The sequence below is a fragment of the Gloeomargarita sp. SKYB120 genome, from assembly GCA_025062155.1.
Taxonomy (GTDB): domain Bacteria; phylum Cyanobacteriota; class Cyanobacteriia; order Gloeomargaritales; family Gloeomargaritaceae; genus Gloeomargarita.
On record JANXAM010000035.1, the window covers coordinates 1 to 22872 of the forward strand.

At 58.5% G+C, this 22872-nt stretch carries 16 protein-coding genes; 6 read left to right on the top strand and 10 right to left on the bottom strand.

What is annotated here, in order from left to right:
• Positions 1-242 (bottom strand): NAD(P)-binding domain-containing protein (locus NZ705_10675; GenBank protein ID MCS7293411.1); only part of this gene is annotated, 242 nt, incomplete at its 3' end.
• 88 nt (positions 243-330) lie between these two features.
• On the opposite strand from NZ705_10675, the gene NZ705_10680 reads away from it, so the two are divergent.
• The 3 genes from NZ705_10680 to NZ705_10690 are packed head-to-tail and all read left to right on the top strand — an operon-like array spanning position 331 to position 3933.
• Positions 331-1485 carry a cysteine desulfurase gene (locus tag NZ705_10680; GenBank protein ID MCS7293412.1) on the top strand — a complete coding sequence of 385 codons (1155 nt, stop codon included), beginning with the start codon at positions 331-333 and terminating at the stop codon, positions 1483-1485.
• Between the two features lie 16 nt (positions 1486-1501).
• Entirely contained in the window at positions 1502-1813 is a 312-nt protein-coding gene (locus NZ705_10685; GenBank protein ID MCS7293413.1) for a hypothetical protein, read from the top strand.
• A 17-nt stretch (positions 1814-1830) separates the two neighbouring features.
• Complete coding sequence (locus NZ705_10690) at positions 1831-3933, top strand: protein kinase (GenBank protein MCS7293414.1); 2103 nt, start codon at positions 1831-1833, stop codon at positions 3931-3933.
• A gap of 11 nt (positions 3934-3944) precedes the next feature.
• Here the strand turns inward: NZ705_10690 and NZ705_10695 are convergent, their stop codons facing one another.
• Positions 3945-5240 carry a glutamate-5-semialdehyde dehydrogenase gene (locus tag NZ705_10695; GenBank protein MCS7293415.1) on the bottom strand — a complete coding sequence of 432 codons (1296 nt, stop codon included), beginning with the start codon at positions 5238-5240 and terminating at the stop codon, positions 3945-3947.
• A gap of 793 nt (positions 5241-6033) precedes the next feature.
• Positions 6034-6792, bottom strand: coding sequence for an MlaE family lipid ABC transporter permease subunit (locus NZ705_10700; GenBank protein MCS7293416.1), 759 nt, complete (start codon positions 6790-6792; stop codon positions 6034-6036).
• Positions 6793-6894: 102 nt separating this feature from the next.
• On the opposite strand from NZ705_10700, the gene NZ705_10705 reads away from it, so the two are divergent.
• Together NZ705_10705 and NZ705_10710 are read left to right on the top strand one after the other, a co-directional pair.
• Positions 6895-8964, top strand: a complete 2070-nt coding sequence (locus NZ705_10705) for a protein-disulfide reductase DsbD family protein (GenBank protein ID MCS7293417.1) — start codon at positions 6895-6897, stop codon at positions 8962-8964.
• A 44-nt stretch (positions 8965-9008) separates the two neighbouring features.
• Complete coding sequence (locus tag NZ705_10710) at positions 9009-9584, top strand: thioredoxin family protein (GenBank protein MCS7293418.1); 576 nt, start codon at positions 9009-9011, stop codon at positions 9582-9584.
• A gap of 2 nt (positions 9585-9586) precedes the next feature.
• Here the strand turns inward: NZ705_10710 and NZ705_10715 are convergent, their stop codons facing one another.
• The 7 genes from NZ705_10715 to NZ705_10745 form a co-directional block, all read right to left on the bottom strand.
• Positions 9587-12322 (bottom strand): FHA domain-containing protein, encoded by a 2736-nt coding sequence (locus tag NZ705_10715; protein MCS7293419.1) that lies wholly within the window; start codon positions 12320-12322, stop codon positions 9587-9589.
• Between the two features lie 134 nt (positions 12323-12456).
• Entirely contained in the window at positions 12457-13116 is a 660-nt protein-coding gene (locus NZ705_10720; GenBank protein ID MCS7293420.1) for a HEAT repeat domain-containing protein, read from the bottom strand.
• On the bottom strand, positions 13103-13780 hold the full coding sequence (locus tag NZ705_10725; protein ID MCS7293421.1) for a response regulator: 678 nt from the start codon (positions 13778-13780) through the stop codon (positions 13103-13105). Before NZ705_10725 ends, NZ705_10720 begins: the two co-directional genes overlap by 14 nt.
• Positions 13781-13807: 27 nt before the next feature.
• Complete coding sequence (locus tag NZ705_10730) at positions 13808-14932, bottom strand: MFS transporter (protein MCS7293422.1); 1125 nt, start codon at positions 14930-14932, stop codon at positions 13808-13810.
• A 31-nt stretch (positions 14933-14963) separates the two neighbouring features.
• Positions 14964-17639, bottom strand: coding sequence for a phycobilisome rod-core linker polypeptide (locus NZ705_10735; protein ID MCS7293423.1), 2676 nt, complete (start codon positions 17637-17639; stop codon positions 14964-14966).
• Between the two features lie 83 nt (positions 17640-17722).
• Positions 17723-19435, bottom strand: coding sequence for a M48 family metalloprotease (locus tag NZ705_10740; protein ID MCS7293424.1), 1713 nt, complete (start codon positions 19433-19435; stop codon positions 17723-17725).
• 1443 nt (positions 19436-20878) lie between these two features.
• The gene (locus NZ705_10745; GenBank protein MCS7293425.1) at positions 20879-21853 is read right to left on the bottom strand and encodes a WYL domain-containing protein; all 975 of its coding nucleotides are present in this window, start codon (positions 21851-21853) and stop codon (positions 20879-20881) included.
• Positions 21854-21902: 49 nt separating this feature from the next.
• On the opposite strand from NZ705_10745, the gene cas3 reads away from it, so the two are divergent.
• The coding region (gene cas3 / locus NZ705_10750; protein ID MCS7293426.1) for a type I-D CRISPR-associated helicase Cas3' at positions 21903-22872 on the top strand (970 nt) is incomplete at its 3' end.

Here is a 22872-nt window from a genome sequence, read left to right on the forward strand (position 1 = left end):
AGCAGGATCATCACCAGTTCCGCTTGGGCTGCCGCCTCTGCCACGGGCAACACCCGCAATCCTTCCGCCTGGGCCTTGGCTGCTGATTTGCTGCCGGGATACAGCCCTACCGTCACATCCAGGCCACTGTCGCGCAGATTTAACGCATGGGCGTGTCCTTGCGACCCGTACCCGATAATGCTGATAGGTTTGCCCTGTAAGACCCCTAAGTCTGCGTCTGCATCGTAGTACAGCCGAGCCATGCGTCACCTCTGGCGCTTGCCTAAGTCTTTGAGTCCCTCATCATACCAAAGTCTGCGCCCAGACCGACCGGGTTGTTAGACTAAAGCCATGCGGCCCATTTATCTCGACTACCACGCCACGACGCCGTTGGATGAGCGGGTCTGGCAGGCGATGCAGCCCTACTGGCAGTTGCGGTTTGGCAATCCGGCCAGTGCACATCCCTACGGGTGGGAAGCCCAAGCAGCCGTGGAAATGGCCCGCGAACAAGTGGCAGCCGCCCTTAACACCACCCCCGACAGCATTGTGTTCACCAGCGGGGCCACCGAAGCCAATAATTTAGCCATCAAAGGAGTAGCGGCGGCCTACTACAGCCGAGGGCGCCATATCGTGACAGTGCAGACAGAACACCGGGCGGTGCTCGACCCCTGCCGTTACCTGGCAACCTTAGGATTTCGGGTAACAGAATTGCCGGTGCAACCCGATGGGCTCATTGATTTGGAACAGTTGGAAAAGTCCTTAACACCGGAGACCATTTTGGTATCAGTGATGGCCGCGAATAATGAAATCGGCGTGTTGCAACCCCTAGCGGCGATTGGGCGTTTGTGTCGCGAGCGGGGCATTCTATTTCACACAGATGCGGCCCAGGCCATCGGCAAAATTCCGTTGGATGTGCAGGCTCTACACGTTGACTTGCTCTCCCTGACGGCCCACAAAATCGGCGGACCCAAGGGCGTGGGGGCGCTCTACATCCGGCGGGACAACCCACGGGTGCAGCTAGTGCCGCAACTGCATGGCGGTGGGCAGGAACAGGATTTCCGGTCAGGAACGCTGGCGGTGCCCTTGATTGTGGGGCTAGGGGCGGCGGTGCAAATTGCCCTGGCGGAACGGGAGATGGAACAGGCTCGCCTGTTGGACCTGCGCACGTACCTGTGGCGGGAACTGGAGGCGCTGGGGGATGTGGCATTGAACGGAGCCTGGTCGCCGCGCTTGGCTGGGAACCTGAACGTGACATTTCTGGGCGTCAACGGGGCGGAATTGCACAAGCGCTTGCAACCGGTCGTGGCTGTGTCGGCGGGTTCAGCGTGCAGTACGGGGCGGCCTTCCCATGTGTTGCTGGCGCTAGGACGGTCACCGGCACAGGCGGCCAGCTCGGTGCGGTTTGGGCTGGGACGCTGGACAACCAAAGCTGAGATTGAACAAGTGGTGGCCCACTTCCAAACCCTGCTACCGGCGTTGCGCCAGAACCGTTACACTAGGGTGTGATAAGGGGAAGCCCACAGTGACGCTTTGGAAATACATCCTGCGCACCCGCAAGGTTTGGTTACTGGGCCTACTGATGCTGGTGGGCCTGCTGGGGGCTATAGGTGCGGAGCAAGGGCTGGCGGGTCAGGAGTTTGAGTGGCCCCTGGCTTTGTGGCCGTTGGGTTTCACGTTGATTCCGGCTGTGACTATTGTTTTGGCGCTGCTCCAAGGGCTAGGCTGGCTCCCGGATGGGATGCTGGGCTGGGTGGCGCCGCTGGGCATGGTGTACGGTCTGGTAGGTGTCGGATTGCTAGGCTGGCTAGGTTATCGGCGCTGGCGGCGGCTGTAGGGTCGCGCGTCTAGGGGATGAACACAGCAACACAACGCTGGCGACAAGCGGCATTGGCGGGCAGTCTCTGGACGGTGCTGGTCTTGCTGGTGCGGGCGCTAGGCGGGTTGCAATCTCTAGACTTGGCTAGCTACGACCTCTGGTTGCGGCAACGAGGAGGTGGCACCGCTGATGAACGGTTGCTGGTCATTACCGTCACCGATGAGGACTTGCTGCGGCTGGGGCGGGACCAGGTTGGCATTGACATTTGGCAAAAACTGCTGTTTCGGCTGGCGGAGATGCGGCCACGGGTCGTGGCGCTGGAATGGGCGCCCGAACCTGGGTTAACGGCTGCGCAATGGCAGTCCCAATTGCAGCGGCTACAGGCAGCTCATCTGCCAGTGGTGGTGGGGTGCCCGGCGGCTTGGCCCTCCCAGGGGGTTTTCCCGTTGCCGGTAGCTCGTATCGGTGTGCCTCAGGTCTCGAACGCTACGCTGCTGGTGGATGGTCCGGACCTGCGAGTGCGGCGTTACCCCTTGGGGGACGGCTTCCCGAAGGATGGAGCGGCCTGCCAACCCACCCATTCTCTAGGACTGCTGGTGGTCATCCATTCTCTCCATCTCCAGGGGACGACCGTGCGACTGGATGGCCAAACCCTGGTGCTGGGGCAGGGGAAATGGCCGCGTTGGTCGCCTAACAGCGGACCGTACCAGTGGAAATCAGGGCCAGGGTGGCAACTCCCCTTGGCCTATCGTCAGGAGGTGGGGGAGCGTTGGACGCTCTGGCAAGCGTTGCACGACTTGACCCCCGCTCAAGTGCAGGGACGGCTGGTGCTGATTGGCGCCGATTCCCGCGCGGATGGCCAACGGTTTCCCCGCCGCCCGGATGACCAAAAACAGCCGCCAATTGTGTTTCACGCCCAGGCGGTGGCCCAATTACTCGACCAGGCCGCCACCGGTCAACCGGCGGTGCAATTCTGGCCGGAACCCTGGGAATCCTTGTGGATTGTGCTGTGGGGCATTGCGGCAGTCGGGGCTGTCGGCTGGGGTCACCGGCGCTGGTGGTTGGGGTGTAGCGGCGCGGGGCTGATACTTTTAGCTTGGGCTGTCAGCCCCAACACCTGGATACCTCTGGCCGGGCCGCTGTTGGTCTGGGTGGGAATATGGGGGTTTGCGCTGACTAAGTTTGGCAGGCCGTCTCCCAAACTCGCTGCTCCCTCGCCTAAAAGCGATGATTCCACCCAACCCTTCCTACCGACGGGTCAAGCCTGGGAAGGGGTACAAATCGCCGGGCGCTATCTTTTGCAGCGGCACCTGGGGGGCGGCGGCATGGGGGATGTGTTTTTGGCGGAAGACCAGCACTTGCATAAACCGGTGGCCGTCAAAATCCTGACGCGCCTACCAACCGAAACCACCGCTAGCGCCTACATCACCCGGCGGTTCCAGCGGGAAATTCGGATAACAGCTCGCATCAGCAACATCCACATCGTCCAGGTCACCGACAGCGGTTTTGTGCAGGACCAGGTGCCCTTCTACGTGATGGAGTATCTCCAGGGGCAAAGTCTGGGCGCTCTGATTCGCCAGGAGGCCCCCCTGTCAGTGGAGCGCACCTTGTATATCCTGCTGCAGGTGTGTACCGGTCTAGCAGCGGCCCATAGTCAAAACATCGTCCACCGGGATTTGAAACCCGACAACATTTACCTGATCCAGGGTGCGTTGGGGGAAGAACTGGTGAAAATTCTCGACTTTGGCATCGCCCGCGTCATCGAAGAAAGCGAATTCCAGGTCACCCAGTTGACAGCAGTGGGCAGCTTTCTCGGGACCTATCGCTACGCCTCGCCGGAACAGTGCGACGGGCGGGCCCGCCTGGCCGACCAACGGGCCGATGTCTACAGCCTGGGACTTATCGCCTACGAAATGCTCACCGCTACCAACCCCTTTGGACTACCAGAGAACGCGCCGCGCCAGCAGTGGTTGCGATGTCATGTGCAAATGGCACCGATTCCCATTACCGAGCAGCCCTTCGGCCAACAGATTCCTCCCCGTTTGGCCCAGGTCATCATGACCTGTCTTGCCAAGCGCCCATCCCAACGCTATGCCGATGCCGGTCAGTTGAAACGGGCGTTACAGGAGGCAACCTAGCTGTTCACAGGCTAAAGGGGCAAATCTCGGTGAGTAAAGGATTTCGCCTGGGGGCCGCTGTAGGTGGCTACCACGTGTCCCTGACCCCAGAGCCGGTACTTGTAGGTCACCAGCCCCTCTAAACCCACAGGTCCCCGAGGCGGCAACCGCTGGGTGCTAATGCCGACTTCCGCCCCAAACCCGTAGCGAAATCCATCGGCAAACCGGGTTGAGCAGTTGTGATAGACGCCTGCCGCATCCACCTGGGCCATAAATTGGGCCGCCGCTTGCGGGTCGGTCGTGGCAATCGCCTCCGTGTGCCCTGACCCGTAGGTATTGATATGGGCAATCGCCTCCTCCAGCGAATCCACCACCCGAATCGCCAGGATCAAATCCAGGTACTCGGTGCGCCAGTCCTCTTCCGTCGCGGGGGCAACCGGGATGATCTGTTGCGTAGCGGCATCTCCTCGCAGTTTCACGCCCTTGGCCGTCAACGCTTCGGCGCAGGGAGGTAAAAACGCCGGCGCAATGTCCCGATGCACCAGCAGGGTTTCAATCGCGTTGCAGGCAGCGGGATATTGGGTTTTGCTGTCCACCGCCAGCGCGATTGCCTGGGGAATATCCACCTGCCGGTCCACGTACAAGTGGCAAATCCCCTCCGCATGGCCCAGCACAGGAATCCGGGAGTGCTCCTGGATGTAGCGCACAAAGGCGTTCGACCCGCGCGGGATCAGTAGGTTGACGTATTCATCGAGTTCGAGAAGTTGTTGAATTTCAGCGCGTGTGGTGAGCAGTTGAACCGCCGTGGGGGGCACCTGAGTTTGTTGTAACCCCTCCTGAATCGCCTGCACCAATACCTGACAAGATTCAGTCGCTTCTTGCCCGCCCTTGAGAATCACCGCATTTCCCGACTTGAGGGCCAGCGCCGAAATCTGGATCACTGCTTCAGGCCGCGCTTCAAACACCACACCCAGCACACCCAGCGGGCACGTCACCCGTTCCAGAATCAACCCTTCATCCAACTCCCGGTGCAATTGCCGTTGACCGACGGGGTCTGGCAGGTGCATCACATCCTGCACACCCTTGATATTGCTGGCCAACTTGTCAGCAGACAGTTTCAGCCGCTGGAGCAGAGCCGCCGGCAACCCTGCTTGTTGGGAGCGCTCCATATCCGCCTGGTTGGCCTGGAGGATGGCGGCTTGGTGGGCCTCCAGGGATTGAATGACCGCCGCTAAAGCCTGATTTTTAGCCGCCGTATCCAAGGTCGCCAACCGCTGCGCTGCCTGGCGGGCCTGCTGGGCAATCTGGAGTAACTCGGGCGTCACCATCGGTTGTTCTCTCCCATTTGGGGTTATTGTAGCAGTCGTTCAAGGCCTTTCCGGTGCAGGGAACTACATTAAACTGCTCTGGTTACCGACGAAGGCTGGTGCAGGGCTGCTGGTAAGCAGGTTAGGATGGTCAGAGCGATTGCGGTTGCCTGGAATACTAGCAAACCACTTTCGTCTTCAGGAAAAACTTAAGGAGTGACGAGCATCAGTAACCTAGCAATAGAACGACAAGGGTTGAAACAACTCAGCAACCAGCAAAGTGAATCACCGTCAAGCAGGTCTGTTGATTTGAGCAAGGGGTCGGGTTCGTGGGCACAGCGATAGAGCAGGACATCGCGTTGAGTTGGATGAATCACCCAAATCAGCTGAACGCCCATTTCCACCGCCAACAACCGGTCGGTAACGCTTGTAACCCCTGGAAAAAAACATCGCGGGAGAGCGCCGTGCTATAGCTAAGCGATCTCTGCTTGTCATATCTTGGGGTTGCAGGGCGTAACCCCGCCCTAGGTTTTTCTATAGCTAAGCTGCTTTAGTTTGTTAGAAAGAGGAGAGAAAACCCAAAGGCGGGGCCGTGCTCTGGGACTCAAGGGCTGACAACCATAGATGGCTTGGCTATAGCATTGCCCTGACAAACTGAAGCGGCTCAGCTATAGAGTCCAAAACCAGGCCCAATACTAGAGCGGCTGACAGTGGCGCTATACCAGTGCCTGTCCTTCAGCAAATGCATGAGTTTTGAGGCGGGGGTCACTTCCAGAGCAACCAGCATCAAGGGTTCTGCTTGAGATTCTTGAGATTAGAGACTCACGGTTCCCAGACCGCGAAACATTAACCAGGACAGGAAAAAGTCCGAGATAAAAATTGCCAGCAATCCTGTAACGACCGACGCCGTAGTGGATTGACCCACGCCTTTTGCGCCACCGGTTGTCGTCAACCCCCAACCACAACCAATTGTCGCCACCAACATCCCAAAAACGGCAGCTTTGATTAAGGCTTTCACCAAGTCTTGCGCTTCCATGAACTGTTCCACCGAATCCAAGAATTGGCGGATGCTTAAGTCGTACATCCAGTGGCCGATCAACAACCCGCCAGCGATGCCGACCACAAACCCCACCACCGTCAACAAGGGCACCATCAGGACGCAAGCCAGCACTCGGGGTACTACCAGGTAGTCCACCGGGTCGGTTTTCAGCATGTACAGAGCGTCAATCTGCTCGGTAACCCGCATCGTGCCCAACTCGGCGGCAAAGGCCGACCCGACGCGCCCTGTGACAATCACGGCGGTTAGCACCGGAGCCAGTTCCCGCACCAAGGCCAGGGCTAACACGCCCCCAACTAAATCCCCCGAACCAAACCGGATAAATTCCCGCGCCACCTGGATTGTAAACACCATGCCCACAAACAACCCTGTGAGCACCACCACCAGCAAAGACTCTGGCCCGACCACGTTCAACTGCGCCACCAAGTTCCGCCGGTGAAGACGCCCCCGCACCAGATGCACAATCACCTGTCCCCACAACAGCAACGTGCTGCCAAACCGCTGTGCCCAGATCATGGCGGTGCTTCAGGATGACGATTCCCATTCTAGGGAGACAGAGTTGAACCTTGGCGGCTCGGCGTGCGTAGGTAGAATGGGGGTGTGTCGCACAGCTTGAGTATGGGCAGGCAAGGATGGAACTGGCTGGCGTGGACGGCGCTGCTGCTGTGGAGTTGGCTGGCGCTGACCTTACCGGCATGGGCAAAACCACCCCGCTATGTGCAAGCCCGTCTGCTCAGCGACGTGCAGGTAGTGCAACCAGGCCGACCATTTTGGGTGGGGTTGCAGCTTGACGTCACACCAGGTTGGTACGTCTATTGGCAAAATCCGGGGGATTCGGGCGACCGAGTGCGGGTGGATTGGCAACTGCCGCCGGGCGTGACGGTTGGAGAATGGCTATGGCCCTACCCGCAACGGATTCCGGCGGGTCCGCTGGTGAATTTCGGCTATAGGAACACAGTGACGTTACTGGCTCAAGTCAGGCCGCCGGCGACGCTCCCCACCGGTCGGACGCTGGATTTACGGGCTGAGGCCAGTTGGCTGGTTTGCAAAACCGACTGTGTGCCCGAGGCCACGACCTTATCTCTGTCGCTTCCGGTGGGTCCGCAGGCAGTGACCAACCCTGAAGTGATGACCCACTTTGCCCAGGTGCGGCAAACCCACCCCCAACCAGCGCCTTGGCCAGTAGGTTATACCCTGACGTCCGAGACCCTCACCCTGAGCTGGCCCGAAGGACGGGTGCAACAAGCAGTCTTTTTCCCCCTGACGGATGGGGTGATCACCAATGCAGCGCCCCAGACCCTACATGCGTCGGCGCGGCAAAGTGAACTGGTTTTACAACGGGGCTACCTGGATACGGTCAGCACGGTAGATGGCGTGCTGGTGGTGACCACCTCCCGGGGCACGCGGGCCTATCAAATCCAGGCCACGCCGATGGCTAGGCCAGAGAGCCGGGCTGTCCACTGGTGGCACCTGGTGGGCCTGGCGTTTTGGGGCGGTCTCCTGTTGAATGTCATGCCCTGCGTGTTGCCCATCCTCTCCCTCAAGACGCTGCACCTGGTGGAAAAGGTGCGGCAATCGCCAAGTCAAGTGCGCGCGAGTGGACTGGTGTACGGCGCGGGCGTGCTGGTGAGTTTTTGGCTGCTGGCGGGCGGATTGCTGGTCCTGCGGGCGCTGGGGGAACAACTGGGCTGGGGCTTTCAGTTGCAGTCGCCGGCGATGGTGCTGGTGTTGATGTACGTCCTGTTTGGGGTGGCGCTGAATCTCTCGGGCGTGTTTACGGTCGGCTCGCGCTGGGTGGGGGTCGGTCAGTCGTTGACGGAAAAACCGGGATACGTAGGCGAGTTTTTTAGCGGCCTGCTGGCGGCGGTGGCGGCGACGCCCTGTACGGCTCCGTTTATGGCAACAGCAATTGGCACAGCCTTGACCCTACCGCCCGTGGCGGCCCTAAGCGTGTTCACTGGTTTGGGCGCCGGATTTGCCCTGCCCTACGTGCTGTTGTGTTTCGTCCCAGCCTGGCGACGGTGGTTGCCCCGCCCAGGTAACTGGATGCACACGCTGCAACAACTGCTGGCGTTTCCTTTATACGCAGCGGCAGCTTGGCTGCTGTGGGTTTTGACGCTGCAAACGGGGACGGATGGCCTGGCGGTGGGGTTAACGGGTCTGCTGCTCCTTGGCCTTGCCGCCTGGTTCTACGGTCGGGGGCAATCGCAGACCCGCTGGCATCGCTGGGGAAGGTTTGGTGCGCTGGTGCTTGTTGCTTTCTGTTTGACCTTGCCGGGTTGGTTGCCCAGTGCCACACCCGTTGCGACGCCAACCCAAACGGTAGCCCCTTCAGAACCGCTTTGGGAACCCTTTACGCCCGCTCGTCTGGAGGAATTGCGTCGCCAGGGACAACCGGTGTTTGTGAACTGCACGGCGGCCTGGTGCGTCAGTTGCCAGGTCAACGAGCGGTTGGTGTTCGGTCAACCGGAGGTGCAGCAGGCGTTTCGCCAGCGGGGCGTTCGGATGCTCAAGGCGGACTGGACGCGGCGGAATCCCGAAATCACCCAGCTCCTGCAGCAGTTTGGCCGCAGCGGAGTGCCCCTGTACGTCCTGTATCCGGGGAAAAACCAGGCGCCGGTGGTGTGGCCCAGTCGCCTGAATGCAGCGCAAGTCAAAGCCTTGTTGTCGTCGCAGATAGGAGGTTAACCATGCCTTGGAGGTTACCAGCGGCCCTTGTTGTCACCGGAGTCATGGTCACGACTGTGGCGGTCAGCACCCAGGCGGCGGTACGGGTGGGTCAACCGGCTCCCGATTTTACCGCTAGAACCAGTACTGGTAAGACGGTGCGCCTTAGCGACTACCGCGGCAGGATAGTGGTGCTGGAGTGGACCAACCACGAATGCCCGTTCGTGGTCAAGCACTACAAGTCGGGCAACATGCAGAAGCTCCAGCAGGAGGCCAAAGCCAAAGGGGTGGTCTGGCTTTCCATCGTGTCGTCCGCACCGGGACAACAGGGGTTTGTGACGGCGGAGCAGGCCAACGCTATCGTCAAAGAGCAAAAGGCAAGCCCCACGGCAGTTTTACTCGATCCGGATGGCACCATTGGTCGGCTCTACGGCGCCCGCACGACCCCCCACATGTTTGTGATTGACAAGGCGGGTATTTTGCAGTACATGGGGGCAATTGATGACGCACCGGCTCTCAATCAGGACCCCACCACCGCCAACAACTACGTCCGGGCTGCTATGCAACAACTGATGGCGGGACAAAAAGTCGCCATTCCTACAACCCAGCCCTACGGTTGCTCCGTCAAGTACAAGCAGTAATTTCACACCCCATCCCGCCGCCGTTGCAGCAAGGGCAGGGCTACAAGCATGGCGCCAATGAGCAGGCCCAAATTCCGCCAGCTTTTTGCCACATCGGCGTTAAAGAGCGGCCCGTGGTCTTTCCTAAAGGTACTCAGCACCCCCTCAGCTTCGTTAATGGCCCGACTGCGGGCCTCTTGCCAAACTTTGTACTCGTCTTGCCAGGCCGTCATGGCCTTTTCGTAAGCCTTCATCTTATCCTGATACTCCTGTAACCTGTCACGAAACTCGGCCAACGCTCCTGGAGTTTCGGGGATCTCGCCGAGGTCTGCGGGTTTCTGGGGCTGAACCGGCTCCGGCTGGTCCACCGCCACGTTGTAATACTTGCGGATCCCGGGAAAGTCACACTGGCGGAAGACGTTGGGCCCTTTGCAGGCGCACTGACTCAGCTCTGCATCGGTTAATTTCTTATCGGTCTGCCAGCAAGGGTCCTGCATCAGGTCGCGCCCCATACCCGACAAGCTCACTAGCGCCTCGTAGGGCCAGCGAATCACAGAAAGGTGGGATAGGAAACGGGCCGCACCATCCATCGTACTCACCGGCTGGATGCCCCCGCTGAAGATAATCATGGGCACCAAAAACAGGATACTCAGCAGCGGCGCCATGTTTTGGTTGGGGGCCAGGGCCGACACCAGCAGCCCCATCACCATGCCGCCAAAGGTCGCCAGTGCCAGGGTGAGATACATTTGCCCCACCACGTCCCAACCGCCAGGAATGTTAACCGCCAGCTTTTTCACCAGCAAAAACATCGCCCCCTGATAAGCGGCGAAGAGCAACGCTAGGACCACCTTGGACGCTAGGTAGGGCAACAGCTTCAGGCCCACCATCCGCTCGCGCCGGTAGACTTCCACCTCCTTGACCAGCTCCCGCATGGTCGTCAGTTCCCCGAGCAGCACGGCAATCAGGGCGCTGACAAACAGCATGGTCATGGCCTGGGCAGCATTGCCCGTGTCGGTTTGGAACACATCCGGCTTCCAGGCGACAAAGTCCAACAGGCCTAGCAGGATGGGAGTGAGCAGAATCAGGGCAAAGCTCCCCACATCCTGTTGCAACAGGGCGATATTGCGGCGCAGCAAGATCCAAAACTGTTGCCAGGGAGAAACCCGCGTGCTGACGTGGGGCGGTTTAGGCGCCTGGAGACGTACGCCTCCATTGGTGACGGGCTGGGTCAACGTCTGGAGCGACTGCTGCCGTTCCAGGACGTACTTGCGGTACTGCGCTGAGGCTAAATAGGTCTCCTGCAATTGCACCGCCGTTGGCGCCTTGGGGTTTTTCTCCGGGTCCAACGCCCGGTAAATCCCGGTAATGTCCCGAATCTGAAAGGGGGCCAGCGCCTCGGCAAAGTGTTCCAGGAAATAGGGCACCAGTTCCCCTGGCGGTCCAAAGTAGGCCAGCCGCCCCCCTTCGGCCATGTAGACCACCAGGTCGCACAGGCTCACGTTTTGGGTGGCGTGGGTAATCAGCAGAATCGTCCGCCCCTGGTCGGCCAACTGGCGCAGCAACTCCATCAGGTCTGTTTCTGTGCCAGGGTCTAATCCTGACGTGGCCTCGTCCAGGAAAAACAGGCTGGGTTTGGTGAGCAGTTCCACGCCGATGCACACCCGCCGCTGTTGCCCGCCGCTGAGGTTTTTCACGGGTACGTCCCGCCGCTGGGTCAGGCCCAATTCCGCCAAGACTTCGTTGATCCGCTGCTGGCGCTCCGCTGGGGTGGTATCGGCTGGCATCCGCAACTGGGCGGCAAAATCCAACGACTGGGCCACCGTTAGTTCTTCGTGGATGATGTTTTTCTGGGGCACGTAGCCGATTTCGTTATGGTAGGCGTCGAAGTGGCGGTACAAGTCCACCCCGTTGACCAGCACCATCCCCCCGGTCGCTGGGCGTAGGCCGTTGAGGGCATCCAGCAGCGTGGATTTACCCGACCCCGATGGCCCCAAAATCGCCACAAACTCGCGGGGCTTGATAGACAGCGACACCCGGTCGAGAATCCTGGCCCCTGATTTGACGACCTTGGTGAGGTTCACGGCATCGAGCCGCAGGTTGCCCACCTCATTGGTCTGCACCAAGGTTTCGTCAATGTTGAGCACCAGCACGTGGGAGCCGATGCGAATGGTGTCGCCGGTGCGCAGGACAAAGGGCTGGGTGATAGGTTTGCCGTTGACGTAGGTGCCGTTGGTGGACCCCAGGTCGGTCAGCACGAACGAACCGTCATGGCGCTCGACACGGGCGTGAAAACGGGAAACGGTGGGGTGATGGATCACCAGGTTGTTGCTGGGGTCGCGGCCAATGGTCAGTACCTGTCGCCCTCGCAGGTCTAAAATGGCAGGTTGATTGTCCGTCGGCGTCAAGGGCGGCTCGGTCATCACCACCGTTTGGTGGGGGTCATCGCCTGGGTTTTGCCAGGTGGCCGGTTGGTCAGAGGTCAACACCTGGTAGGTCAAGGTCACCCGATTGCCGATGGTCAGGACATCCCCAGAGCGCAGGTGATGGCGCTGCACCCGTTGCCCGTTGTGGAACAAGCCGTTGCTGCTGTCTAGGTCAATAATTTCGTAGTTGCCATCGGGCTGGCGCTCCAGACGCGCGTGCCGACCCGAAACCACGGACTCCTCAATGACAATGTCGCAGGCGGGATGCCGTCCCAGTAGGATGCGCTCTGCCACCAGCGGCACCTTGCGCGTTCCCTGGGGGGTTGTGATCTCCAAGAGGGCTAGACCGGTCGAAGCAAGACTGTCAGGCGAAGACGGCATGGGCGTCACGCAAGCTGCAAAAAGGGTTCAAGTTCTCCCCCGCACTGCTACCTAAGGTACACCATCAGCTCAGTGTGCGCAAAGCCCCTTCAGTCGCCCCGCGCCGCTGCGGCCACGACCGCCACCGCATCCTGGGCCAGGGTTGCCAGGAAAGGTTCAGCCTCAGGGCCATCCAGCCGGTGCAACGCCTGAGCTACCCGCAAGCGCACTTGCCAGTCAGCGTGATGCACCAAAGCGCCCAACTCCGGCACTGCGCGCGTATCCCCCAAATCCGCCAGCGCCCCAATCGCCGCCAACTGGAGTAACGCGTTCTCCGAAGCCAACGCCTCGAGAAGGAGCGGGTAAGCCCGCGCATCACCCAAAACGCCCAACCCAGCGACGACGCTGAATTTCACCAGCCACTCCGGACTTTCGCGATAAGCCCGCTCCAAATCCTCATAGGCTTCCGGGAGTCCCAACCCCGCCAGGGCATCGGCTGCTGCTGCCTGCACATCCGGTTCCGTGTCCCCGTACAGGCGCTCTCGCAACAGCGGCAACAACTCCTGCTTTTGTTCCAGCGACAGACCGCTCATGTTACCCAACTGACTCACCGCGGCATAACGCACTCGGGCATTGCGGTCTGTTATTGCTTCTTTAAGGAGAGTCATCGCTACCGTTGGTGGCAGATGTCGGCATTGTTCTACGCCTTGCAACCGCCGTCCCCAATCCGCGTCCTGGAGCAGCGCCCGGACGTGTTCAGGTGCGGACATAAGTGCCCCTCTGCATTAGCCCGCGCAATTGCTGCATTTCCTCCACCAGGCGCAATAAAACTTTAGTTTGCTGGTCTAACTGGGATTGCAACCGTTCCATCCGGGTTTCTAAATTAGCCAGGCGGTTTTCCTGGGACTCCCCTTGGGCATCCAATTCCGTCAGGCGGGACACAATCTCTCGTTGCACCAATCCTTCAATCCCCTGGATCAACAGGGTTTCGATATTGATCAGCTTGTTGGTCAGGGTTTGCAGTTCCGTGGCTCCCGTTAGCGGCTGGCGCACCGGCATTTCACCCGTCAGAGCCTTTTTAATCTGTCGCCGCAGGTCCTCGGGTTGGAACGGTTTTTCCAAAAATTCAAACCCTTCAAACGGCTGGGGGATTTTGCTGGCCACCTCGTCGGGCAACCCCGACATCATGATCACGGGAATGTGTCGCAACGCCTCGTCACTGCGCAGAAGCTGCAACGTGGCGTAGCCATCCAACTCCGGCATGACAAAATCCAGTAGGATGACATCCGGTCGCAATTCCTTAGCCAAACGTAACCCTTCCCGCCCGTTGCGAGCCTCAATCACCTGGTACTGGTCTTGCAACAGGTCCACCACCATCTTGCGAATCATAATGCTGTCGTCAATGACCAGCACCCGCTGCATTTTCCCGGTCATGGCTGTTGTGCCCACTCGTTGTCTGTATTATAACTGGGCTGGTTCGGGCAAACGCGAAAGCCCAAGCGCCAGCAGCGTTGCCATCCCTGCTAGCAGCCACCACAGGCTATCGACCCAAGCCGGCGGCAAATCCAAAAACCAGCCTCCCACCGGCGGCCCTAGCAAATACCCCACCGACCAGCACAGGGAATTCACCGCCAGATAAGTGCCTCGAAACGCCAAGGGCGCCCATGCCGCTACCCAGGTGGAAGCCGTCGGCAAATAAGCCGCCGTTGCGACCGCCAGCAGGACGAGTCCCCAGGCTGCTGACCCGTGCCACCCAATCACCGCGAATCCCGCCGCCCACAACAGCGCCGATAACCGGAGCGTGCCGACCAAGCCGAGCGGTCGAGATAAACGCACCACCGGCATTTGCACCGCTGCCGTCACTAGCACAAACGCCGTGAAAAAAGTGGCGATTTCCAGGTTGGATAAGCGCTGTTCCCCGGCGAAATTCTTGAGATACAGGGGCAAGGCACTGTTGGTTTGGGCCAGGAAAAACGTAAACGTCACGTTGATCAAGGCATAGAATTGCAGCGCGCGGTCCTGCCGCAAGATAGCTCCCAAGCGCCCCAGCGAAGCCATTGTCTTGCGCGGCGGCTCGTGAAATCCCCAGCCAATGATTATCCCAAACAGGGCAAACGTCGCCCCATCAATCACAAACAACCAGCGGTAGAACGCTTCCACCAGGAACCCGCCTAGCGCCACGCCTAGTCCCAGTCCGACGGCATCGGCCAAACGGGTCAGCGCATAGGCACTCTGTCGCTGTTCCGGCGTGGTCAAATCGGCAACCGCAGCTTCATTGGCCGGCCAGTACAACCCCACCCCCAGCCCCAGAATCAAATTCCCCACCGTAAACCAGCCAAAGTCACTGGCTGCCGCCAGCACGGCACACCCCACCGCCGAGATAATAGCCGCCGCCACCAACACAGGTTTGCGCCCCAGGGTATCACTGCCCCAACCGCCGGCAAGGCGTCCTGCGATTCCACTCAGCGCCGTCGCGCCCAAACCCAAGCCCACCTCGGTCGCGCTCAAGCCCACCCGGTTGACAAAGACAATCGGCGCATAAAACAGCGTGAAACCGCTCCCCCATTGCGACAGGAAGCGGCCCACAAACAAAACCCAGATTTGGGGAGCGAGCACCTTAGAAGCCCGCCCCTGGTTTGAAGCTCGGCACCACCAGGGAATCGTCCTGCTTGGTCAAGCGATTGTACAGCTTTTCCGTGTTGGGGAAATTGGCCGCTGGCAGCGTGGGGAACCGCCGGTAGGGCACCGTATCTTCCCCAAACACTTCGGCGTATTCGGTACTCCCCACCAGCGCCTCGATAAACGCCTTGAGTCCTTGGGTCGCCAGGATTTGGTTATAGCGGCGAATCTCCTGCTGGTCGCGGGGCGCCCGGCCCAGGAAATGCTTGGTGCCCAGTTCGATCACCTTGGTATTGGGGTAGGGCGTGTAGAACTCCCGCATGTACAACTCCGACTGCCCCAACCCGATGATGAACTCGCGCACCGTGATTTCCCCGTTGGCCAACCGGCTTTCGAGGCCGCTGAACTCGTTGCCCACCACGTAGGGTTCGATGTCCCGCTCGAAAATCTGCCGGTAGGCTGCTCGGATCACCTGCTCTACCTGCACCTTGTCCGCCAGGCTGGTGAGCTTGAACACCTTGGTTTGCTCCCGTTTCTTGCTTACCCCCTGGTTGATGCGGAAGGCGATATCCGGTTCTGTGCGCAGGTTGGTCGGCGTCCCTAGTTCCACAAAGCGCGGCGTTTCCTCCGGCATCACCGTCACACCGCGTTCGCCAATCGCCCCTGGCCGTAACGACCGCAGTGCAAATCCCTGAGGCGTTAGATACCGCTCGTAGGGCACCGTGTCCTCCCCAAACACCTCGTTGTACTCGGGGCTGTCGATCAGGGCGTCAATCAACCCATAAAACCCCTGCTTGTAGCAGATGTCGTAGTAGCGGTTCAGCTCTTGCCGTCCGTAGGTAGGCCGCCCCAGCAACCGCCGGTGGATATACTCAATGGCTTTGCACACGTACAACCGGCTCCAGTACATATCCCGGAACACATCTGAGCGGGCCAACTGGCGGATAAACTCCCGCACCGAAATTTCCCCGTTTTCCAGCTTGATTTCCGCCAGCTTTTGTCGTTGCCCCTCGTAGACCATCCGGCCAAACACCTGCAAGTAGGCCGCCCGGATCACCGCCTGGGTGGACACTTCGCTAAAGCGCACGCTGGATTGGGTGCCTGAGGCCCGGTTGCCCACGCGGGGTGTTTGCGTCAGCTTGAAAATCTTGGGACCAGACGCGCCGTTGGTCTCCGGTCGCGCCTCCGGATTCCCCACCTGGTTGGTGATCCCCGGCCCGTTGCGAATCAAAATCCGCCGTACATCCTTGCCGATGGGAGCCGGCGCCGCCTTGGGATTCACCGTGTCTTTGGGGAAGATGGCGCCAAATTGGATCTCCAGCGGGTCGTTGCCCACGCCATAGGGATGGCGGTCGGGTAAAGGCCGGTCATAGCTCGCAAACAGGGTCACAAACTGGGGCACTTTGCGGAACGGCGCGCTGTAGTTAAACAGGTCGATTTGCGCGCCCCAGTTGCGGCACTCCTGCGCTTCGATGCCCAGGCCCCGCAGGTAAGGCACCGTCTCTTCACCAAAGTAATCCCCGTACTCCCGCGAATCCACCAGGGCGTCCACCAGGCCGTTAATGCCCTTTTCCGAGATGATGCTGAAGTAACGGCTAAATTCTTCCCGCGAACTAATCCCCCGCCCCAAGAAATGCCGGAACGCCAGCTCTACCACCCGGCTATTGACAAACGGTTGCACAAACTCCTTGTAATACAGCGGTGATTTCCCCAGGCGACGGATGAATTCCTTCATGGAGATTTCCCCGTTTTTCACCTTCGATTCCAGGTCAGAAATCCCCAAGCTGTAGCCCTTGACAATATCCCGCTCAAACACCTGCCGGTAGGCCGCCCGGATGACCGCTTGTTTTTCCGCTTCCGACAAGCCTGGCTTCATGGCATAACGGGGTCGTCCCGCCGTCGCCAGGTAGTACACCTGGGGTAATTCCAACCCTTGCAAATCGGGGGATGTGCGTTGCCGCAACTTGTTCGACGGAGCTGGCGCGATAAATTCCTGAATCACCACATCAAAGTAACTTCCCACCAGCGTTTGAATCTCGGGATTCTTGGGGAAATAGCCCACCGCCGCCCGTTTCATTTCCCGGAGCGCGACCACCGTAGCCGCCGTCGAACAGGCCCGTTCAATAATCTCTCGCAAGCCTCGCACATTCACCGTCAAGATGTTGGGGTCGCCTGCCACCAGGGCATAGGTGATATAGCGCAAAAACCAGCTCAAATCCCGCAGCGATTTCCGCATGTTATCGGCGCCGTAGCGGGAGATATTGATGGGTTGAAAGCCCGGTGGAATTTCGGTTCCAGTAGCGCTAAAGATATTGCGAATCCCTTCAAAAAATCCCCCTTGACTTTCTACATAAAAGGCCGTGCCCAGCTTCATCGCTTCTTTCATATCCATTTCATCTGCGGGTGCTGCCGGTTTTTCCAGGTAGGCCATTGGCGAGCCCCCCACAAAAATCCGGTTAGCTGCCCGCGAGACAATGATTTCCGAATTTGCCGTCAGCACCGCTGCGACATCCAGCCGTTGTTGCCCAGACGCGAAGTAGGTTTCCAGTTCTTGGAGTTCCGTCGGACTCAGGAAACGGTCCTCTTGTTCGGCTTGGGCAATCGTTTCCACCCCCACCGTGCGGAAAAGCTGGGGTTGCACCACAGGACTCCCGCCACTGGCCTTGACTGTCATGACACGGCTCCTATCACACGTTTGCTATTCCCCTGCGATCTTACCGAGCCGTGTCACTCACCTGAGAACCCGGTAACGGTTTGTTACAAAGCGTCCATCATCCCATGGGCCAACGCCAGGAGCAAGATGCCTAACAGCGCCCAGAACATGCCGCTGACCACCGCTCCAAATCGCGGGTAGCTATGCACGGTCCGGTTGGGCAACCGCAGGTGAATTAAATCCAGGTGCGACATCAACCCCCGGCGAAACCAACCCAGCACTTCGCCGCTTTGGCCAATGATGCCCTTGACTTGGTTCGCTCCGAATAGCCAGTTCCCCACTGCTCCAAACCGTGAGGCGTAGCGGAGAAAGATAAGACCCGTGCGGTCTTGGAGCTGCATATCCGACCCCCAGATGTAACCGCTGTCACCGCGCCCGATGATTTGCCCTTGTAACCGCGCCGGTTTCCCCCGCAGCGGGCTGGCGTAGGGGTCTGACATCAAAGTGAGCACATCCATTGCTGGCGCCCGGTGAAACGCCGGATACCTCACGCCCGTTTGGATCAACACACTCAGGCCATAGGCCACCAGCACCCAGCCAGCGGTCCATACAGCCACCCCAAACGGGTCCAATCCCACTGAGAGACCCATGACTACGCCAGCCACGAGCCCCAATCCGGTTGCCAGCGCTGGCAAAGCGTACAAGAACACATCCAGGACAAATCCCCCGTACAACCGGCCCTTATCCAGCGACCGTCCTTCTTGGATAATGCTCACCATGTCAAATGCTGGTCGTTGCCCCAGGGCTTCCGCATAGCGCCACAAGGCCCGCACCCGTTTCCCCGTTAACGGATGGGTCGAGTTCAACTCCAGCCACTTGGCCCAGGGGTTAAACAAATCCCACAAAAACACCTGGTTGACCGCTGCCGTGCCTGCCGTGGCGTAAAGGGTACCGGTCGTGAAAGCTGCCTTCGGGTCAAAAATTCCCAGCGCTCGTGTGCCTTCCAGGACTCGGCTCGGTTGTTCTGATTTTTGGCTTTGGTCCACAATCCCATAAGCAATTTTCACCAGGGCTTGCGACAGCGCGTTCGGATTGCGGGTCACTTCCGCAGCAAAGTGGTCGGCAAAATACTCCCGCACCCGCGACAAGTACAACACAAGATATGTCCCAATGACGTAGAACACATAGGCTACTATCGCTGCTTGCGCCACCCAGGCCGGTTTATCGTTGTCCCTGCGGCCACTCTCCCGCAGGAAGACATAGATCAGATAGCAAATTTGCACCAGGGTATAGGCCAGCGTCATGACGGCAAAATCCCAATGCACCACATGGCCCAATTCGTGGGCATAGACCGCCGCTGCTTCCTCATCGTTTAGATAGGTAAACAACCCTTCGCTCACCACAATGCGCGCCGTATTGGGAAACGAGCCATAGGTAAATGCCGTTGGGTTTTGGTCGGGAATCAGTCCCAATTTGGGTATCCGTAAACCTCGTTCAGCGCAGACTTGCCGAATCATACGCGCCGTCGTACGGCTTTTGCGTTCAATTTCCACCAGCGACACCCAGCGGGTTTTGTACAGGCCCTGCTGCATCCAGTCCATCGAAAAAGGCGCCAGCAAGAACACCAGTCCATTCACCAAAACCGTGATAACAATTGATGCCAGTAACCCCAGCTCCGGATGGCTGCTGTCCACGATGAGCACAACCGCCAGGCTCAGAACCAAGACCATCCCGGCCAACAAGCTCAAAGTGACTGTGGACGCCAGGCTTAACGAACCGCTCCCCGCCGCCAAAGGTAAGGGATTCCGCGCTGTCATGGTAGTGGATTCCTTCTGTGCCCCGACGCCCCCATTATAAACATCCGTTTGGGCGGCACAGATTAACGAGAGATTAAGCGTTTAAGACTGGGCGACCAAGGCGGCTATCGAGACCTTGGTAGCTGGGGCGGTAGTCTTATTCCTGTAATGGTTAAAATAGGTGTAGTTGGATTTAGGTGAAACCATGAGTACAATTACTTGCCCCCGTTGTCAGTCTCAAAATATTGTGAAGTACGGTCATATCCACAATGGAAAACAGCGTTATATCTGCTATGACTGCCATCGGCAATTTACGCCTGAAGCTAGGAAGAAATACATTTCTCAAGCCCAAAGGCAACTGGTCGATAAAATGTTGCTAGAGCGACTCTCAATTGCTGCTATCTCACGGGTGACTGGCATTTCACAATCTTGGCTGTATAAATACATCAGAAATGATGGATATTCAGCTCGGCGACGATGAAGAGATAGAGCTGGAATGCGACGATATATAGTCGTTTTGCAGCTCGAAAAAGCATCTCCAACAGCTCTGGCTGGTTCTATAGCTAAAAACAGTCAGTTTATCTCAGATAGACAGGAACTAGGGCTAGCAGCTCAGGGATTTCAGCCGTCACCCATGTCAAACATTAGCTATAGAGAGAAAGACACGGATGATTATAGAAGCGTAGAGACGGCAAAAAAGTTATGGGAGAGAGTGCCGCTTATTTGGCGAAAACGGGCAAAATTTTATACTGATTCATGGTCAGTTTATCGGAGAATGATTCCGAGAACTCAACATGCAGCTAGTGCCAAAGGAATTGGTGGTAGGACATCCTTTGTTGAGCGCTTCAACAACACGCTTCGACAGCAAGTGAGTCGCTTGACTAGGAAAACTCTATCCTTTCCTAAAAACTGGGATTGTATTCAACTTCATCCACCACTATAATGCATCATTACTTACGTAGCGCTACCCACCAGATTTGAATCCGATAGAACATGTGTGGTATCGGATTAAGCAAAAGGTGCGTAAGTTAAAGGTGAGTGCAATCGAAAATCTGCAATCTTTGGTCAATGAAACTATCCATAGCTTATGTCAAGCTTTGTGATTTTAGCTATAGTACTAGCCGTTGCCCCGCTTGCTCACGTCCCTCCTGAAGATTGAACGTAATCCACACCATATCTCTTCGGTCCAGTGCATAGCTTGTCACTAGACTTCCCGACCGACAGGCGGACCCAGATCAACTTCATCATGCCGATTTTTCAGAGATTACACCCGCTAGTAGCTCCGCTAAGGTCCAATCCGATTGGACTAAGGGTGTGACCACCAAAGAACCATCCGCCACCCGCATCTCTGCAGGCAGCTGCAGCTTCGGGAATCCACAGGGCTAGACCATGGCCCCAGCGTTGAACTTTTACACACACCTTATGGCTCTCAAACGTCTCTGCGGCAAGGAGACCTCGACCTGGTCAATGCGACAAATCGCTATAGCTTTGGTAAGCCCGTTGCAGTTCCTGGCGCAAGTCTTGGGCCAACCAGGCCGGTTCGAGCACCTGCGCATTGGCCCCGTATTGCAATAACCGTTGGCGAAACCAAAACAGGCAATCCACTGTGGCGTTGATTTCGACATATTGACCGTCCGGGTCCTGATAAACCACTTGCTCATAGGCACGCCGGGGTTGGTAGCGGGCCAGTTCTCCCTTTAGGCAATAGCGTACGGTAAGGGTGGGAAAATTGGGCCGTTGCCAGGGGGTACCGGACGCTGGACCCACGTAAACAATCCGGTCCACCCGCAAGGTGAAGTTCTCCTCGACGCTAGGGGAAGGCAAGCGCCGCTGGAGAAAAATAGGTGGCGTCGGCACCCACGTAAACAAGTACAAAACTCCATTGTGCAGCCGTAGCTCCGAACAATCACAGTCCCAAAGACGCTCATCCCCCTGGAGCGGGCGATAGGCAATCGCAAAGCGCCGCCGCTGGTGGATCCGTTCTTCCAATTGCTGCCGGATGGCTTGGTAGCGGGCTTCGCTGTAGTCCACCGGGGGGCTGAAATCAGTCTTCAGAGCTGGGGGAAAGTCTTCTGGACGCAAACGCCCAACCTGCAGAACGTGATGCGCCTCCCGAGAAAACCCTAGGGTTTCCAGTAGGTAAGCCCCCAACGCCAAAGCCTGCCGCTGCTCTGCCGACAGCAGCACCGGAAACGCTGAAGCTACCAGCTCGTAAGGCCGATGCGGGCCACTGCGAATCTGGAACCCGCAATCGCGCAGCTTCCGGATTGCTCGCACAATTTTTTGCTCCAGGTCGCCCGTTGATTGGCCATGACCCGCCAGGAAATCCCCCAGAGCAACCACCAGCTCTTGCCGCCGCCGGGGCTTTTCGGCCAGTAGCCGCAGGAGTTCGAGAATAAACTTTAGCGAATTGTAGTTATTGTCATTTTTTGACAACATACTTTCCGGCTATGGGTCTAAGCTATAGCTAGGCTATAGGTAACGCACCATGCGCGTATTTGTCCAACCCCTTTATGTCCAACTCAACACCGGCGTTGGGGATTGCCCTTTGGGATGCGCTCACGGTTGTCAGGTGGTGGCGCAAGCGCCAAAGTTGGCCTCGCTGGCCGGAGGGAGCTGTCCGTTGCTGCGGCATCAAGCCGACACCTGGGCCGCTCTGCGGGATGGGAATGCCGATGTGCTGTTTAACACCGCCCCAACGGGTGCCGGCAAAACCCTAGCCGGTTGTGGCCTGAGTCTGGTGCAACCGGGCTGGCGCTTGGTGTCCTGTTACCCCACCAACGAACTGATTGAAGACCAAGCGCGGAGTTTACGGCACTGGCATGAGTGGTTTGAGCTGGACTACGACCGGCGGGTGCTGCCGCTGTATGGCGAACGACTCAGCCAGCAGGTGGAGCAGCAAGACAGCAGTCGATTTCTCGTGTTGACGGGGGCCATTCAGAACTATCCGCTGCTTTTGACCAACCCCGATTTGTTGCATTACATGGTCCACTTTCGGTATCGCGACCCCGCCTATGGAGCCGATTTACTTCCAGTTGCACTGGCGGACTTTCCCGACCTGTGGGTGTTTGATGAATTTCATCTGTTTGGCCCCCACCAGGAAGCGGCGGTGCTCAACGGCATGGCTCTGATTCGGCGGCTGCGGGGTGAGCAACGACCCCGGCGCTTTTTGTTTACCTCTGCGACCCCCAAGCCGGCATTTCAAGTCTCCTTGCAACAAACGGGTTGGACCATTCAGACCATCCCCTGTTCCTGTGTGAGCGTCCCAACCGATGGTTATCGCCCGATTGCCCAAGGCCTCGAACTGGCGTTTGTCCAACTGGAGCGGGGCCAGGAGGCGTTGGACTGGTTGCTGGCTAACGCTGGCCTACTCCGAGCGCATCTCCAGGCTGAGGGCGCTGGACGCGGGCTGGTTCTCTTGAATTCGGTTGCGCAGGCCGCGCAGGCGGTTTCTCGGT

Bases quoted from the DNA above. Each gene is read 5' to 3' on its own strand.
- NZ705_10680 (MCS7293412.1), top strand. From the start codon at position 331: ATGCGGCCCATTTATCTCGACTACCACGCCACGACGCCGTTGGATGAG.
- NZ705_10690 (MCS7293414.1), top strand. From the start codon at position 1,831: ATGAACACAGCAACACAACGCTGGCGACAAGCGGCATTGGCGGGCAGT.
- NZ705_10695 (MCS7293415.1), bottom strand. From the start codon at position 5,240: ATGGTGACGCCCGAGTTACTCCAGATTGCCCAGCAGGCCCGCCAGGCA.
- NZ705_10700 (MCS7293416.1), bottom strand. From the start codon at position 6,792: ATGATCTGGGCACAGCGGTTTGGCAGCACGTTGCTGTTGTGGGGACAG.
- NZ705_10705 (MCS7293417.1), top strand. From the start codon at position 6,895: ATGGGCAGGCAAGGATGGAACTGGCTGGCGTGGACGGCGCTGCTGCTG.
- NZ705_10710 (MCS7293418.1), top strand. From the start codon at position 9,009: ATGGTCACGACTGTGGCGGTCAGCACCCAGGCGGCGGTACGGGTGGGT.
- NZ705_10720 (MCS7293420.1), bottom strand. From the start codon at position 13,116: ATGTCCGCACCTGAACACGTCCGGGCGCTGCTCCAGGACGCGGATTGG.
- NZ705_10725 (MCS7293421.1), bottom strand. From the start codon at position 13,780: ATGACCGGGAAAATGCAGCGGGTGCTGGTCATTGACGACAGCATTATG.
- NZ705_10735 (MCS7293423.1), bottom strand. From the start codon at position 17,639: ATGACAGTCAAGGCCAGTGGCGGGAGTCCTGTGGTGCAACCCCAGCTT.
- NZ705_10740 (MCS7293424.1), bottom strand. From the start codon at position 19,435: ATGACAGCGCGGAATCCCTTACCTTTGGCGGCGGGGAGCGGTTCGTTA.
- NZ705_10745 (MCS7293425.1), bottom strand. From the start codon at position 21,853: ATGTTGTCAAAAAATGACAATAACTACAATTCGCTAAAGTTTATTCTC.